Source organism: Azoarcus sp. DN11 (genome assembly GCF_003628555.1).
In the GTDB taxonomy this organism is placed as follows: domain Bacteria; phylum Pseudomonadota; class Gammaproteobacteria; order Burkholderiales; family Rhodocyclaceae; genus Aromatoleum.
The window spans coordinates 43,258-59,629 of record NZ_CP021731.1 but is presented as its reverse complement, the minus strand read 5'-3'; the positions used below and the strand labels follow the sequence as shown (position 1 = coordinate 59,629).

Annotated in this window: 10 protein-coding genes; 3 read left to right on the top strand and 7 right to left on the bottom strand. The window is 69.7% G+C overall.

Annotated features, from left to right (window positions below; all coding sequences use genetic code 11):
• Together CDA09_RS00240 and CDA09_RS00235 are read right to left on the bottom strand one after the other, a co-directional pair.
• Positions 1-1,149, bottom strand: coding sequence for an NAD(P)/FAD-dependent oxidoreductase (locus tag CDA09_RS00240; RefSeq protein ID WP_121426783.1), 1,149 nt, complete (start codon positions 1,147-1,149; stop codon positions 1-3).
• Between the two features lie 98 nt (positions 1,150-1,247).
• On the bottom strand, positions 1,248-2,192 hold the full coding sequence (locus CDA09_RS00235; RefSeq protein ID WP_121426782.1) for a hydrogen peroxide-inducible genes activator: 945 nt from the start codon (positions 2,190-2,192) through the stop codon (positions 1,248-1,250).
• 231 nt (positions 2,193-2,423) lie between these two features.
• On the opposite strand from CDA09_RS00235, the gene CDA09_RS00230 reads away from it, so the two are divergent.
• Both CDA09_RS00230 and CDA09_RS00225 read left to right on the top strand, forming a co-directional pair.
• Complete coding sequence (locus CDA09_RS00230) at positions 2,424-4,415, top strand: TonB-dependent receptor plug domain-containing protein (protein ID WP_286164314.1); 1,992 nt, start codon at positions 2,424-2,426, stop codon at positions 4,413-4,415.
• A gap of 136 nt (positions 4,416-4,551) precedes the next feature.
• Complete coding sequence (locus tag CDA09_RS00225) at positions 4,552-6,051, top strand: DegQ family serine endoprotease (RefSeq protein ID WP_121426780.1); 1,500 nt, start codon at positions 4,552-4,554, stop codon at positions 6,049-6,051.
• A gap of 112 nt (positions 6,052-6,163) precedes the next feature.
• Here CDA09_RS00225 and CDA09_RS00220 read toward each other — a convergent pair whose 3' ends face one another.
• Positions 6,164-7,384, bottom strand: a complete 1,221-nt coding sequence (locus tag CDA09_RS00220; protein ID WP_121426779.1) for an MFS transporter — start codon at positions 7,382-7,384, stop codon at positions 6,164-6,166.
• A gap of 54 nt (positions 7,385-7,438) precedes the next feature.
• A complete protein-coding gene (locus CDA09_RS00215) occupies positions 7,439-8,236 on the bottom strand; it encodes a thioesterase family protein (RefSeq protein WP_121426778.1) in 798 nt (265 codons plus the stop codon).
• 110 nt (positions 8,237-8,346) lie between these two features.
• Here CDA09_RS00215 and CDA09_RS00210 point away from each other — a divergent pair, with 110 nt between their 5' ends.
• Positions 8,347-9,267, top strand: a complete 921-nt coding sequence (locus CDA09_RS00210; RefSeq protein ID WP_121426777.1) for a LysR family transcriptional regulator — start codon at positions 8,347-8,349, stop codon at positions 9,265-9,267.
• Positions 9,268-9,295: 28 nt separating this feature from the next.
• On the opposite strand, the gene CDA09_RS00205 is transcribed toward CDA09_RS00210, so the two are convergent.
• From CDA09_RS00205 to CDA09_RS00195, 3 genes are all read right to left on the bottom strand, one after another.
• Entirely contained in the window at positions 9,296-9,844 is a 549-nt protein-coding gene (locus CDA09_RS00205; protein WP_128106516.1) for a thioredoxin domain-containing protein, read from the bottom strand.
• Positions 9,845-9,938: 94 nt separating this feature from the next.
• Positions 9,939-10,634 (bottom strand): cytochrome b/b6 domain-containing protein, encoded by a 696-nt coding sequence (locus CDA09_RS00200; RefSeq protein WP_121426775.1) that lies wholly within the window; start codon positions 10,632-10,634, stop codon positions 9,939-9,941.
• Entirely contained in the window at positions 10,631-16,369 is a 5,739-nt protein-coding gene (locus CDA09_RS00195) for an excinuclease ABC subunit UvrA (RefSeq protein ID WP_121426774.1), read from the bottom strand. Before CDA09_RS00195 ends, CDA09_RS00200 begins: the two co-directional genes overlap by 4 nt.
• Positions 16,370-16,372 lie beyond the last annotated feature (3 nt).

The following is a 16,372-nucleotide window of genomic DNA, read 5'->3' as shown; positions in this document are numbered from 1 at the left end:
TCAGTGCATGACGCGGGCGAGCAGCCGGCCCGCTTCGCCGGCGGGCTCGCCGACCAGCGCAAAGCCGCGCAACGCGCCGGAAAGGTCGTGGAACAGCGCCCGCACGCCGCGCGCGGTCGCCGATTCGTGCCATTCGCCCGCAACCGGCGGCGGCTCGCAGATCGCCACCGGGCAGCATTCCAGGTTGAGCTGCAGCGTGCGCGGCCTCCAGCGCATGCGCGTGGCGTGCCCGCCGAGCACGTCGGCGAGGACGTGGGCGGCGTTTTCGATGTCTTCCCTGAGCGCGAACAGCCGCCCGTCCAGCTCCGCACACGCGCCCAGCGCGAAGATTCCCTCGGCCGAGGTGCGCAGCCCGTGGTCGACGACGATGCCACCCGCGACATCCAGTCCGGCCGCTCGCGCCAGCTGCATGCGCGGGCGGGTGCCCAGCGCGGCGACGACGACATCGACCGGCAGCGTATGGCCCCCCAGGGTCGTGAGCTCGAAGTCATGCATGCCGTGGTCGATGCGCTGCGCCCGGTCCTCGAGGCGCACCCGCACGCCTGCCGCGGCGAGCGCCTCGGCGACGCGCTGCCCGCACAGCGCGGGGCAGGCACGGCCGAGGAGGTGGCTGCCCAGCTCCAGCAGGACGACCTCGCAGCCGCCGCGCTTGAAGCTTTCGGCCAGTTCGCAGGCAGCGATGCCGCCGCCGATCACCGCGACGCGGCGGCGGCCGGCCAGCTGCGTGCGCAGGTAGGCGTACTCGGCGAGGCTGCCGACGGTCAGGATGGCGGCGGCGCCGCTGCCGCGCACATTGGCCGGACGGATCGCCTCGGCGCCGGTGGCGAGGACGAGCTGCGACCAGGGCTGCTCGGCCTGGGCGGGGTTGTCGGTGCGCAGGATGCGGCGCACCGGGTCGAGCACGAGCGCGCGGCGGTGCGGCGTGATCGTCGCCTCGAACCGGTAGGCCATCTGCTCGGCCGTGGCGATCACCAGCTCGCCCGCATCGCGTCCGCGGGCGAGCCCGTCCGGCAGCTGGCTCTTGGAGTAGGCCGCGGCGGCGTCTGCGTCGATCATGCAGATCTCGCGGTGGCGATCGACCTGGCGCACCGCGCGCAACAGCGCGTAGCCGGCGAGGCCGGTGCCGACGATCAGGAGCGGAGCAGCCACGGCGATCCCCCGGTGAAAGCCTGCCTTCAAACTATAGCCCGCCGGGTGGCGGGGCGCGGCAATCGGTCACGCCGGCGGCAGCAGCCGACGCGCGCGGCTCAGGTCGCCACGGCCTCCAGCGGTACGACACGGCCGATCGGGCGCACGCCGGGCAGTTCGCTTTCGAGGATGGCCGTGCGCAGGACGTCGATCGCGCCGCTGCGCGGATAGGTGACGCGCCACGCGAGCACGACGCGGCGCGAGGGTTCGGGGTCGGAGAAGGGCCGCACGGCGACGAGCGCGTTCTGCGCCGGCAGCTCGTCGGCGGCGGTGCTGGGCAGCACCGTGACGCCGAGGCCGGTCGCGACCATGTGGCGGATCGTTTCGAGCGAGCTGCCTTCGAGCGTGCGCTGCAGGCCGCTGACGCTGCGGCAGTGCGGGCAGACTTCGAGCACCTGGTCGCGGAAGCAGTTGCCGGCGCCGAGCAGCAGCAGCTGGTCGTCGGCGAGCTTGTCGGGGTCGATGTGCTCGAGGTCGGTCCAGGGGTGGCTCGCCGGCATCAGCACACGGAAGGGTTCGTCATAGACGGGCTGCGCGACGACGCCGGCCTCCTCGAAAGGCAGCGACAGCACGATGACGTCCAGTTCGCCGCGCTTGAGCGCCTCGAGCAGCCGCGTCGTGTAGTTTTCGTGGATGATCAGCGGCATGCGCGGCGCGAGCTTATGCACACGCGGGATGAGCCGCGGCAGCAGGTAGGGCGCGATGGTGTAGATCACGCCCAGACGCAGCGGCCCGGACAGGGGATCCTTGCCGGCGGCGGCGATCTCCTGGATCTGCGCCGCCTCCATCAGCACCTTCTCGGCCTGCGCGACGATGCGCTGGCCGGTCGAGGTGATCTTGACCTCGGTCGCGCTGCGCTCGAAGAGCTGCACGCCGAGCTCGTCCTCGACCTTCTTGACCGCGACCGACAGCGTCGGCTGGCTGACATGGCACTTCTCGGCGGCGCGGCCGAAGTGGCGCTCGTGGGCGAGGGCGATGAGATAGCGGAGGTCGGTCAGGGTCATGGTGGCGCGATCGGCAATGGCATGCGCGCTAGATGTTACTCCGCGTGGGCACCGCGGGGTACCTTCCGGCGCCCTGAAAGGGCCGCGCGCCCTTATACTCTCCGTCGCTGCAATGCCCTGTACCCACGGGGCATCAAACAACAACCAAATATGACTTTCCGCCTATCACTTTGCGCCGTGGCCGCGGCTTCGATTGCAGCGTGCCCATCCTTCTCGGCGGCCCAGTCCGGCATGGAGCCGGAATTCGCACCGGTGCCCGAGGCGTCGGAGGCGAGTTATTTCGATTCGCTGCCGGTCGTGCTCACCGTCTCGCGCATGCCGCGGCCGCAGAACGAGGTGCCGGCGGCGCTGACGGTGCTCGATCGCGAGACGATCCGCGCGACCGGCTACCGCAGCCTGGACCGCCTGCTGCGCCTGGTGCCGGGCATGATGGTGGCGAAGGAGCGCGGCAGCGAACAGTGGGTCAGCTACCACGGCCCGAACCGCGACGACCCGCAGGAACTGCAGATCCTCATCGACGGGCGCTCGGTCAGCGCGACCTATTTCGGCAGTTTCGGCCGCAACTCCTTCCCGCTGGCGATCGAGGACATCGAGCGCATCGAGGTCGTGCGCGGCACCGACGCGGCCTCCTACGGCACGAACGCCTACATGGGCGTCGTCAACATCATCACGCGCCACACGGCCGAAGAAAGCGGCACGACGGTATCGGTCGCGGGCGGCACGGACAGTTTTTCCGAAGTGAGCGGGCGGGTCGTCACGCGCTCGGGCCCGCTGGGCCTGCGCGTCACCGCCCAGCACCTGCACGACGGCGGGGTGCACGACCTCAACGACAGCCGCGACCGCAGGCGCGCCACGCTGCGCAGCGACCTGCAGCTGGGCGCCCGCGACGAACTGACCTTCCTCGCCGGCCTGACCGACATCGAGCGCGGCACCGGCTACCCGAATACGCCGTTCAACTCCCATCCCGAACGCGACATCGGCACGCGCGAGCACTTCGGCCACCTGCTGTGGCGCCGCGCGATCAGTCCGGACGAGGAATTCCTGCTGTCGGGCTATTACAGCTACGAACGCACGCGCAACGAGTGGGCGGTCGACAACGGGCCGTTGAAGTTTCCCGGCGGCCCCATCTCGATTCCGGTGAACGACAGCTTCACGACGCGGCGCGAGAACCTCGAGTTCCAGCATAACCGCACCATCGCGCAGGGCCTGCGCATGAGCTGGGGCGCCGAGTGGCGGCGCGATCAGGTCGACGCGCCGTTCCTGTTCTTCGGCCACGCCGACCCGAGCGAGCAGAGCCACCGCCTGTATGCCAACGTCGAATGGCGGGCAGCGCCCGAATGGCAGTGGAACTTCGGCACGATGGCGGAACGCTTCGAGCACGATCGCACGCGCATCTCGCCGCGCGTGTTCCTCAACTGGCTGCCGAACGAAACGGAAACCTGGCGCGCAGGCTACGCCCGCGCATGGCGCAATCCGGGGGTTTTCGCGCGCTTCAGCGATGTACGCATCATTCACCCGGTCCTCGGCCTGCTGCAGCACCGCTTCTTCCCCAACCCCGACATCGAGCCGTCGCGGCTCGACAGTTTCGAACTCGGCTATGCCCGCCGGCTCGCGGCGCTGCGGGGCAACCTGGACGTGCGCGTCTTCCACGAGCGCATCAGCGACCAGATCGTGCGCGGGCAGGCCACCGCGCCGATCGAAAATCCGCCGCTGCAGGCGATCGTGCAACGCTTCCTGCCGCCGTCGCAGTGGATCAACAGCAGCGACCCGGTGCGCCTCGCAGGCGTCGAGACGCAGGTCGACGTCAAGCCCTGGCGCGACGGCACGCTGCTGCTGCGCCATACCGTGTCGCATGTGCAGGCCGACGACGAAGGCACCCGCCACAGCGTCGCTCCCTATTCGGCGAGCCTCACCTGGCTACAGCGCATGGGCGCATGGCAGAGCGCGCTCACGCTGCTGCGCGTCGGCCCGGTGCGCGCGGGCACCGGCTTCTCGCCGAACTTCCGCTACACGGTGGCGGACTACACGACGCTGGACGCGAGCATCGCGCGCGAGTTCCGCCTCGAGGGCGGGCAGAGCGTCGAAGTGCGGCTGACCGGCCTGAACCTGTTCGGACGCCATCAGGAGCTGGCGAACTTCCCGGTGCAGCAGGCGTCGGGCAGTAACGAGCCGGTCAATCGTCTCGAACCGCAGGTGATGCTGCAGGTGGCGACGCGGTTCTGACACGGCGCGCCCGTCGGTGCCGGACTTGCCTCCGGCGCGCGCCGCCCCAATCTGTCGTGCATGACGCGGTCGGGAACGCCCGTGGCCGGCCCGCGTCTACGTGATGATTGACGATTATTCAGGGGAAAACCACAACATGCGCAAGACCATTCTCGTGACTGCCTTGGCGATCGGTGTCGGCGCCGCGTTCGGCGACGGCTTCGCGGTACCTGCCGCACTGGCCGCGAATCCGGCACCAACGGCACAGGCGGCACAGGCGGCGCAGGCGACCCGCTTCGGCCTGCCCGATTTCAGCGATCTCGTCGATCAGGTCGGCCCCGCGGTGGTGAACATCGCCGTCACACAGAAGGAAAAGGCGCGCCCGGGCGGCAATGACGAGATCCCGGGCCTGTCGCCCGACGATCCGTTCTACGACTTCCTGCGCCGCTTCGGCGTGCCGCTGCCGGGCCAGCCCGGCCAGCCGGGGCACGGCAACCGCGGCCCGCGCGTGCAGCGCGGCGTCGGCTCGGGCTTCATCATCAGCAGCGATGGCTACGTGCTGACGAATGCGCACGTCGTCGGCGAGGGCGAGACGGAAGTGATGGTCAAGCTGATCGACAAGCGCGAGTTCAAGGCCAAGGTGGTCGGCACCGACAAGCGCACCGACATCGCGCTGCTGAAGATCGACGCCTCCGGGCTGCCGACCGTGCGCATGGGCGACGCGGACCGCGCACGCGTCGGCGAATGGGTGGTCGCCGTGGGGTCGCCCTTCGGCTTCGACAACACCGTCACGGCCGGCATCATCTCGGCGAAGGCACGCCGCCTGCCGGACGAGAACTACGTCCCGTTCATCCAGACCGACGTCGCGATCAACCCCGGCAACTCGGGCGGACCGCTGTTCAACCTGTCGGGCGAGGTGATCGGCATCAACTCGCAGATCTACTCACGCTCGGGCGGCTTCATGGGCATCTCGTTCGCGATCCCGATCGACGTGGCGCTGAAGGTCAAGGACCAGATCGTCAAGTACGGCCGCGTGCAGCGCGGCAAGCTGGGCGTGACGATCCAGGGCATGGACAAGGAACTGGCGCAGTCCTTCGGCCTGTCGGCGCCGCGCGGCGCGCTGATCTCGAACGTGGAGCCCGACAGCGCGGGCGACAAGGCCGGGCTGAAGGCGGGCGACGTGGTGCTCGGCGTCGATGGCACGAGTGTCGGCGATTCCGGCGACCTGCCGCGCATCATCGGCGACAAGCGGCCCGGCACGAGCGTGAAGCTGGAGATCTGGCGCGACGGCAAGAGCCGCACGGTCAGCGCGACGCTCGGCGAGATGAGTTCCGAGACCCTAGCCGAGACGCAGGGCGGCGGCGGCGACAAGCCGCGCGGCGAGGATGCCGGCGGCAAGCTCGGCCTGGCGGGCCGGGCGCTGACGAACGAGGAGGCGGCGCAGCTCGGCGTGCGCGGCGGCCTGCTGGTCGAGCGCGTCAACGGCCCCGCGGCGCAGGCCGGCCTGCAGCAGGGCGACGTCGTGCTGGCCGTGAACAACCAGCCGGTGACGACGGTGCAGGCGTTCCGCCAGATGATGGAAAAAGCCGGCAACCGCTTCGCGCTGCTGATCCAGCGCGGCGGCGCGCGCATCTTCGTACCGATCCGCATCGGCTGAACACCTACCGCATCGAGGAGCGATGCACGCTGCGCCGCGCTTATCCGGTACGTACGGCGAACGCAAGCATGGCCGCCCACCGAGGCGGCCATTTTCGTTGCGGCGCAGGCGATCAGGCGGGCTGCGCGGCCGGGCGCAGTATCCGCGCCTCGCGGATCGGCAGGTTGACGATGGCCGCCATCGTCGCGAGCGCCATGTCCGCGTACCACATCCACGAGAAGTCGCCGAAGCGCGTGATCGCGATGCCGCCCAGCCAGGCGCCGAGGAAGCCGCCGATCTGGTGCGACAGCAGCGTGAGCCCGAACAGCGTGCCGAGGTAGCGGATGCCGAAGAGCTTGCCGACGATCGCCGCGGTCGGCGGCACGGTCGCGAGCCACGTGAAGCCGAGGCCGGCGGCGAAGAGGTAGAAGGTCAGCGCGGTCTTCGGCGCCATCAGGTAGACCGCGACGAGCAGCGCGCGTGAGCCGTACATCGCCGCGAGCACGTACTTGCTGCGGTAGCGTGACACCGAGGCGCCGGCGTACAGGCTGCCGACGATGTTGGAGAGGCCGATGATCGCCAGCGACCAGCTGGCGACCGTCGGCGGCAGGCCGCACAGGTCGACTTCGCCCGGCAGGTGCGTCACGAGGAAGGCGATGTGGAAGCCGCAGGTGAAGAAGCCCGCGTGCAGCAACAGGTAGCTGCGGTCGCCCATCGCCTGGCGCACGGTGCGCCACAGGCCGGCGTCCTCGTGCGCGCCGTGGTGGTGCGTCGCGTGCTTCGGATCGACCAGCACGCGCACCAGCGGCAGCGCCGCGAGCGTCATCAGCGCGAGCGACCACATCGCGCCCATCCAGCCGATCGACTGGATCAGCTTCTGCAGCACCGGCGCGAACACGAACTGGCCGAAGGAGCCGCCGGCGTTGATGACGCCCGACGCAGTACCACGCGCCTCGAGCGGCAGGCGCTGCGCGGCGGCGCCGATCAGCACCGAGAAGCTGCCGGCGCCGGCGCCCATCGCCGAGAGCAGGCCCAGCGACACCACCAGCCCGAAGCCGGAACCCATGAAGGGCGTGAGCGCACTGCCGAGTGCAAGGATCACGAGGCCCCACACCAGCACTTTCGCCGCGCCATAGCGGTCCGCGAAGGCGCCGGCGACCGGCTGGATCGCGCCCCACATGAACTGGCCGACCGCGAGCGCGAAGCTGATCGTCGCGATGCCCAAGCCGGTGGAGGTGTTGAGCGGCGACACGAACAGGCCCAGCGACTGGCGCGCGCCCATCGTCACCATGAGAATGCCGGCGGCCGAGAGGGTGACGATCAGCGCGGCGCGGCTGTTGAGGGATCGCAGCATTTCCTGTTCTCTGTCTTTGTTGTTTGGGTCGGTCGGGGCCGGGGGATGCGGCGACTACTTCTTCCGCACGAACAGCGTGTGCAGGCTGCGGCCGAGCGCGCCGTCGAGATCGAACACCGCCGTCGTCACGGTGCCGATGCCGCCCGCATCGATGATGGTGCGCGCGGCCATGCCGAACCACTCGCCCTGCGGATGGCGGTGCATGTTGAGCGTGAGGTCCACCGGCACGAAGGTCCAGTGGCGGATGTCGAGCTCGGCGCTGATACCGTTGGCCGAATCGAGGATCAGGAGCAGCGCCTCGATGCCGTCGGTGGGCCGGCCGGCGACGAGGGGGATGCGCGGGCGCGCCCACACCGTCGCCGGGCCGGGTTCGAGGAAGCTGCCGTCGGCGAAGCGCCATTCGAGCGCATCGGCGTAGGGGAAGTAGTCGATGCCGTGGAAGAATACCTGCGCCTGCGCCTCGGGCAGCGGCGGCACCGCGAACGGGTCGGCGACGGCGACGGCACTCGCGGGCAGGCGCTCGACGCGCCACGCATGCGCGAGCAGCACCGGCTTGCCGCGCACGAGCATCTCGGCCTGCAGCAGTTCGATGCGCCGCCCCGGGCGCAGCACGCGCACCTTCAGTTCGCAGGGCTCGACCGGCACCGGCCCGAGGATCTCGAAGGTGATGCGCGCGATGTCCAGCCCGAATTCGGACGGAAAGCGGCGCAACGCCTGCGCGAGCAGCGCAATCGGCGGGCCGCCGTGCTGGCTTTCAACCGACCAGGGGCCGATCGTGGCCTCGGTGGGCTGGTAGGCCTCGTCGCCGAGGGGCACGAAGAAGGCTTCGGGGAGGACGATGGACGTGTGCATGATCGATACCGTAGCGTATGTGAGGCGCAATTTAACCGACTAATCCGGAAACAAAAAGCCGATAATGGTTGCCCGTACGTCAACAATATATTGACAACTGAGATTGACACATGAGCTGGCTGGCGAGCTGGGATGCGTTCGTGAAGGTCGTCGAGAGCGGCAGCATGGCCGCCGCAGCGCGGCGCCTCGATTGCACGCGCGCGCAGGTCAGCAAGCAGATCGCCGAACTCGAGCGGCGCTTCGGCGTGCGCCTGTTCGACCGCTCGACGCGCAGGCTCTTCCTCACCCCGTCGGGCGAGGTGTTCCACCAGCACGCGCTGCGCGCGCTCGAATCGGTCGAACTGACCGAAGTCGCGGTGCGCAACCTCGGCGACGTGCCGAGCGGGCTGCTGCGCATCAGCGCGAGCGTGGTCTTCGGCCGCCTGTGGATCGCGCCGCTGCTGCCGCGGCTCACGGCGCGCCACCCCGAACTCGACTGCGAGCTGATCCTGACGAACGCCCTCGTCGACTTCGCCGAGGACCGCATCGACCTCGCGCTGCGCTTCTGCAAGAGCCCGCCCGAGGACGTCGTCGCGAAGCGCATCTTCACGATGGAAATCGTCATCTGCGCGGCCCCGGACTACCTCGCCCGCCACGGCACGCCCGGGGCGCCGCGCGAGCTCGCGGATCACCAGTGCTTCAGCTTCCTGGTGTCGGACAACCGCGTGTGGCGTCTGGCCGACCGGCAGGGCGAGGAATGCGCGATCCCGGTGCGCAGCCGCATCCACTTCAACGACGCCGGCAGCATCCTCGACGCCGCGCTCGCCGGCCACGGTCTGGCGATCCTGCCGACCTACCTGTGCTGCCGCGAACTCGCGGACGGACGCCTGCAGCGGGTGCTGCACGACTACCGCCCGCTGATCGATTTCGGGCGCGATCTCTATGCGTGCTACATGCCGAGCCGGGCGCGCCTGCCGAAGGTGAAGGTGCTGCTGGACGAACTGGACGCGCTACTGGCGCCGGTGCCGCCGTGGGGACAACTGGACGGGTGAAACGGCCTCGTTCGGGTCGTGCGCGCGCTCACTGGGACTTGGCCACGTGCGCCAAGCCTTCCAGAACCCGCACCGCAAGCAGGCCGCCGCGCGTCGCGACGACCCGGCCCTCGCGGTCGATCGCGTAGGCGAGCGCATTGTCGAGCAGGAGGCGCTGCGAGGTGGTGTCGAGCTGGTCGTCGGCGGCCGCCAGATGCAGCGAGATGCCCCGCTCGGCGAGCAGGCGCCGGGCGTCGGCATGCTGCGCAGCAGGCACGAGGGTGCGCACGGCCACCCCGTCCTGCGCGGCGATCGCGGTAAAGCGCTCCAGCTCGGCAAGCGACTTGCGGCAGGCCAGGCAGCCGGGGGTCCACAGCACCACCACCGCGGGCTGGCCGTCTGCCGCACGCGCGGCACTGCGGGCAGCGCCGAGGTCGGCGAGATCGGACGCGGCGAAGGCCGTGCCGGCGAGGGCCGCGACGAGCACGAAGGCGCCGCGAGCGTGCCGCGCGAGCCTTGCGAGCCTTGCGAGCCGTGCGAGCCGTGCGGCAAGCTTGTCATCGTCGCGCGGGAAACCGCCGGGTCCTGCACCTGCCATCGTCACCCCCTGATCTTGCGTGACCGCAAGCATCGTCCGTGGCGCGACCCTCCTCATTGACGCGGGTCAATCGGCGGCGACCCGCGGGCGCTTACTAGGCGGGCGTCGTGGCGGGCGGCACGGGGGCGGGCGGCGGAAGCAACCCGCCGGACACCGCCCACACCGCGAGCCCGGCGAGCGCGAGGGCGACGACCAGCGCGACCAGTCCGCCGCCGCGCGCAGGCGGGACGGCGGGATCCTCGACCGCCTTGACGCCGGTGATCATCGGCCGGATCAGGTTGTCCTTCTTGACGTGCGTGTGATACATCACCGCGCCGATGTGCAGCGCGACCAGCCCGTACACCAGCCACTCGCCCTTGCGGTGCAGGCCGCTGATCCAGCCCGACAGCTCGCTCGACACCGCCTGGTAGAGCGGGCCGTAGAACGTGATGTCGTCGTTGGAGAACGCGCCGGCGAGAGCCTGGCCGGCCATCAGCGAGAGCAGCGCGACCGTCGACAGCGCGCCGAGCGGATTGTGGCCGACACCGCGCCAGTGGCCGCGCAGGTAGGCGCGCAGCACGGCGGGCGTGGGCAGGAAGTGCGCGAAGCGGGCATAGGTCGAGCCGACCAGTCCCCACGCGAGGCGGAACACGACGACGCCGAAGATCGCGAGCCCGAGACGGCCATGCCACTCCATCGCGTTGCCGCCGATCTTCACGGTGACGACCGCGCCCGCGACCAGCGCGACCAGCAGCCAGTGCGCGAAGCGCGTGGGGAGATCCCACAGCAGGATCCTGCGTTGTCCGCTCATGAGGCCTTCCGCGCCTTCTTCGTGCTTCCCTTGCCGCGCGGCGCCGCGGCGACGGCACCTTCCTCCTTAACCGCGCGGCTCGCGAGAAATTCCCCGAGGATGGTCGCGGTGTGCGAGCCGGCGGTCGCGCACACGTCCGCGACCGGCCCCTGCGCGACGATGCGCCCGCCGCCGTCACCGCCTTCCGGGCCGAGGTCGAGCAGCCAGTCGGCCTCGGCCATCACGTCGAGGTCGTGCTCGATCGCGAGCACGGTGTGACCGGCATCCGCGAGGCGATGCAGCACGCGGATCAGCTTGTCGACGTCGGCCATGTGCAGGCCCACGGTCGGCTCGTCGAGCACGTAGAGGGTGTGCTTTTCGGGCGGCAGCGGGCGGCCGCCGGTCTTGGCACTCTCGCCCGCACGACCGCGCACTTTCGCAAGTTCGGTGACGAGTTTGATGCGCTGCGCCTCGCCGCCCGAGAGCGTCGGGCTGGGCTGGCCGAGCGTGAGGTAGCCGAGGCCGACATCCTGCAGCAGCGCCAGCGGGTGGGCGATCGACGGGTGCGCGGCGAAGAAGTCGACGGCCGCGTCGACCGGCATCGCCAGCACTTCGGCGACCGTTTTGTCGCGCCAGCGTACGGTCAGCGTCTCCGGGTTGAAGCGCGCGCCGCCGCAGGCGTCGCAGGGCAGCTTCACGTCGGGCAAAAAACTCATCTCGACGGTGGTCTGGCCCTGGCCTTCACATACCGGGCAGCGCCCGGCGCCGGTGTTGAAGGAGAAGCGCGACGCGTTCCAGCCGCGCGTCTTGGCCTCGAACGTCTCGGCGAAGAGCTTGCGGATCGCGTCCCAGAAGCCGACGTAGGTCGCGGGGCAGGAGCGCGGCGTCTTGCCGATCGGCGTCTGGTCGACTTCGAGCACGCGGCCGACGGCCTGCCAGCCTTCGATGCGGTCGCAGCCGACCGGCTCCGCGGCACTCGTCTGCGCTTCGCCGCGGCGGCGGGCACGCTGCGCGTCGGGGTCGCCGAGCAGGGCGTGCAGGCTGGCGTGGATCACGTCGCGCGCGAGCGTCGATTTACCCGAGCCGGAGACGCCGGTGACGACCGTCAGGCGCCCGAGCGGCAGGCGCGCGTCGACCGCCTGCAGGTTGTGCAGCGTGGCGTTCTTCACGACGAGGAAGGGGTGATCGGCGACGATCGCCGGCGGCGGGCGCATCGGATGCTGCAGCGGCGCGCGGAAGCAGGCGCCGGTCGCCGATTGCGGCGCCGCCATCAGGTCGGGCAAAGTGCCTTCGGCGACGACTTCGCCGCCGCGCACGCCGGCGCCGGGGCCGAGGTCGATGACGTGGTCGGCGCGGCGGATCGTGTCCTCGTCATGCTCGACGACCAGCAGCGTGTTGCCGCGGTCACGCAGCGCTTCGAGCGTGTCGAGCAGCATGCGGTTGTCGCGCGAGTGCAGGCCGATCGTGGGTTCATCGAGGATGTAGCACACGCCGCGCAAGTTGGAGCCGAGCTGGGCGGCGAGGCGGATGCGCTGCGCTTCGCCGCCGGAGAGCGTCGGTGCGCCGCGGTCGAGCGCGAGGTAGGCGAGGCCGACCTGCTGCAGGAAGTCGAGGCGGCCGCGGATCTCGGCGACGAGGTCGCGCGCGATGTCGGTCTCGCGGCCTTCGAGCTGCAGAGTCTCGAAGAAACCTGCGACTTTCGCGACCGGCTGCGCGGAGAGTTCATGGATGCCGAGATCGCGGAAACGCACCGCGCGCGCGACCGGATTCAGGCGCGCGCCGTCGCAGGTCGGGCAGACTTCGTCGGTGACCTGTTCGGTGTCGGCGAGATCCAGCTCGTTGGCGTCCTCGACGCGGCCGATCGTGCGCTGGCCGGTGCCGTAGCAGCTCTCGCACCAGCCGTGCTTGGCGTTGTACGAGAACAGGCGTGGATCCGGCTCCGGGAAGCTGTCGCCACAGGAGGGGCAGGCGCGCAGCGTCGAGAAGGTGTGCGGCTGGGCGCCGACCTTGCCGAGCTGCAGCACCTTGACGACGCCCTTGCCGTGCTCGAGCGCTTCCGCCAACTGCGTGCGCAGCACCGCCTCGTGCTCGGGTCCGACGACGACCATGCCGACCGGCAGCTCGATGGTGTGCTCGACGTAGCGGTCCAGCCGCGGCCATTTCGCGGTCGGCAGGTAGTCGCCGTCGACGCGCAGCTGCGCAAAACCCTTGCCCTTGGCCCACTTCGCGAGCGCGGTGTACAGGCCCTTGCGGTTCGTCACCAGCGGCGCGAGCAGTTCGACCGACGCGCCGCGGTAGTCGCGCAGGATCTGCGCCGCGATCGCGTCGAAGCTCTGCGGCGACACCGGCACATCACACTTCGGGCAGTACTGCGTGCCGAGTTTCACGTACAGCAGGCGCAGGAAGGGCTGGATCTCGGTCAGCGTGCCGACCGTGCTCTTCCTGCCGCCCCGACTGACGCGCTGCTCGATCGCGACCGTCGGCGGAATGCCGAATAGCGCATCGACGTCGGGGCGGGCCGCCGGCTGCACGAACTGGCGCGCGTAGGCGTTGAGCGATTCGAGGTAGCGACGCTGGCCTTCGCCGAAGACGATGTCGAAAGCGAGCGTGGATTTTCCCGAGCCCGACAAGCCGGTGATGACGGTGAAGCGGTCGCGCGGGATCGTCAGGCTGACGTTCTTCAGGTTGTGCTCGCGCGCGTGGCGGATCTCGATCGCCGGGGCGGCCATGGCGCGGTAACGGGCGACAGGTTCGGCGACCGCAGCCGTCGGCTTGCCCAGCGAGTCGGCGTAGGCGCGCATCGCGATGCCGGTGTGCGACGCCGCGCAGCCCATCACGGTATGCGGCGTGCCGGCGACGACCAGCTCGCCGCCGTCCTCGCCGCCTTCGGGCCCGAGGTCGATCAACCAGTCGGCGGCGAGCAGCACGTCGAGGTTGTGTTCGATGACGACCAGCGCGTGGCCGGCGTCGAGCAGTTTTTCGAAGGCGCGCAGCAGGGTCGCAACGTCCTCGAAGTGGAGTCCCGTCGTGGGTTCGTCGAACAGGAAAAGCAGGCGGCCGGACTGCGATTTCGTCCTGGATTTCTTGCCCGACAGCTTCGCCGCTTCGGCGAGGTGGCCGGCGAGCTTGAGGCGCTGCGCCTCGCCGCCGGACAGCGTCGGCACCGGCTGGCCGAGCTTCAGGTATTCGAGGCCGACATCGGCGAGCGGGGCGAGTGCGGCCTGCACCGCGGGCTGGTCGGCGAAGAAGGCCAGCGCTTCGGAGACGGTCATGTCGAGCACGTCCGACACCGACCGGTCGCGCCACTGGAGCTCCAGCACTTCGGAGCGATAACGCTTGCCGTCGCAGTCGGGGCAGCGCAGGTAGACGTCGGACAGGAACTGCATCTCGACGTGCTCGAAACCCGAGCCGGTGCAGGTCGGGCAGCGGCCGGTGCCGGAGTTGAAGCTGAAAGTGCCGGGGGTGTAGCCGCGCGTCTTCGCTTCCGGCAGCGCCGCGAACAGCGCGCGGATCGCGTCCCACGCGCCGACGTAGCTGACCGGATTGGAGCGCGCGCTCTTGCCGATCGCGGACTGGTCGACCATCACGACGCCGGAGATCTGCTCCAGGCCTTCGAGGCGTGCGAAAGCGCCGGGGGCTTCGGTGCCGTGGCCGAAATGTTTGGCGAGCGCGGGGTAGAGCACGTCCTGGATCAGCGTGGACTTGCCGGAGCCGGAGACGCCGGAGACGCACACCAGCTTGCCGAGCGGAATGTCGATGTCGAGCTCGCGCAGGTTGTGTTCGCGGGCACCGACGAGGCGCAGCACGGGGTCGGCCTTGTCGACCGGGCGCGGCCTGCGGCCGGCATCGACACGTTTCTTGCCGGCGAGGTAGGCGCCGGTGAGCGAAGCCGGGTCGGCGGCGAGTTGCGCGGGCGGCGCGTAGGCGACGATCTGGCCGCCGCGTTCGCCGGGACCGGGGCCGATGTCGAGCAGGCGGTCGGCGGCGGACATCAGCTGGGGGTCGTGTTCGACGACGACCAGCGTGTTGCCGGCGTCGCGCAATCTCGTCATCACTGCGAGGATGCGGTCGATGTCGCGCGGATGCAGGCCGATCGAGGGTTCGTCGAGGACGAAGAGGGTGTTCACGAGCGAGGTGCCGAGCGCGGTCGTGAGGTTGATGCGCTGGACTTCGCCGCCGGAGAGGGTACGGGATTGGCGGTCGAGCGTGAGGTAGGCGAGGCCGACATTCGCGAGGTAGTCGAGGCGGCTACGGATTTCGCCGAGCAGGAGTTCAGTCGCTTCGTCGAGGCCTGAGGGGAGTTCGACGCGGGCGATGAAGTCGCGCACGCGGCTAACCGGGTGGGCCATCAGTTCGTGGATGGCCAATCCGGGTTTTTCGGCGGCGAGATGCGGGCTTCGATCCGCCGCCGCCACGGGGGCTTCCGGTGCTCGTTGAACGCGTGGCGGACGCCTCGCCCCGAAAGCCCCCGCGTCGGCGGCTCCCTGCGGGGTATTCTCGTTGGCTTGCGCCGTCTCGGTTGCTGCTTTTTCGCCTAGGCGCCAGAGGAGCGCCTCGGGCTTCAGTCTTGCGCCTTTGCACGCCGGGCATTCCGTGTAGCTGCGGTAGCGGGACAGCAGCACGCGGATGTGCATCTTGTAGGCTTTCGTTTCCAGCCAGTCGAAGAAGTGACGCACGCCGTACCACTTGCGCGGCCACGACGCTTCCCAGCTCTTCCACTCGGGATCGCCTTCGAGCAGCCATTGCCGGTGTTCCGGCGGCAGGTCGCGGAAGGGCACGTCCATCGCGACGCCGTATTTCTTCGCCATCTTCGCGAGATCGTCCTGGCATTCGCGATAGCTCGCGGTCTGCCACGGCTTCACGGCGCCTTCGGCGAGCGTCTTCGATTCGTCCGGGATCACCAGCGAAAAATCGACGCCGATCACGCGGCCGAAACCGCGGCAGGTGTCGCAGGCGCCGATCGGGGAGTTGAAGGAGAAGAGGCCCGGCGTGGGGTCCGAATAGTGGATGTCGCAGTCGGCGCAGTGCAGGTCGCGCGAGAAGCGCCAGACGGTTTCGCCGCCCTCCCCTTGCGCGCGCACCGCGAGCCGGCCGTGGCCGTGCGTCATCGCGGTTTCGACCGCTTCGATGACGCGGCTGCGTTCGGCGTTGGAGAAGCGGAAGCGGTCCTGTACGACGTTCAGCACGTCGCCGCCGTTGCCGCTGTCACGCGAATGGATGCGGGTGTAGCCCTGCTGGTTCAGCAGCTGCGTGACTTCGTCTTCGGTGAAGTTTTTCGGCACCGGCACCGCGAAGGTCAGCACCAGGCGCGGGTCGTCGGCCGCGCAGCGTTCGGCGAGCGCCGCGTGCACGCTGTCCGGATCGTCGCGGCGCACTTCCTGGCCGCAGCCGCGGCAGTAGAGTTTCGAGGCGCGGGCGTACAGCAGCTTGAAGTGATCGGTCAGCTCGGTCATCGTGCCGACCGTGGAGCGCGAAGTACGGACGGGGTTGGTCTGGTCGATCGCGATTGCCGGCGGGACGCCTTCGATGCGGTCGACCTGCGGTTTGTCCATGCGGTCGAGGAACTGCCGCGCGTAGGGCGAGAAAGTCTCGACGTAACGGCGCTGGCCTTCCGCGTACAGCGTGTCGAAGACCAGCGAGGATTTGCCGGAGCCGGAGACGCCGGTGACGACCGTCAGCTCGTTCAGCGCGATGTCGAGCGAGAGGTTCTTGAGGTTGTTCTGGCGCGCGCCGAAGATGCGGATGCGGTCGGACATCGT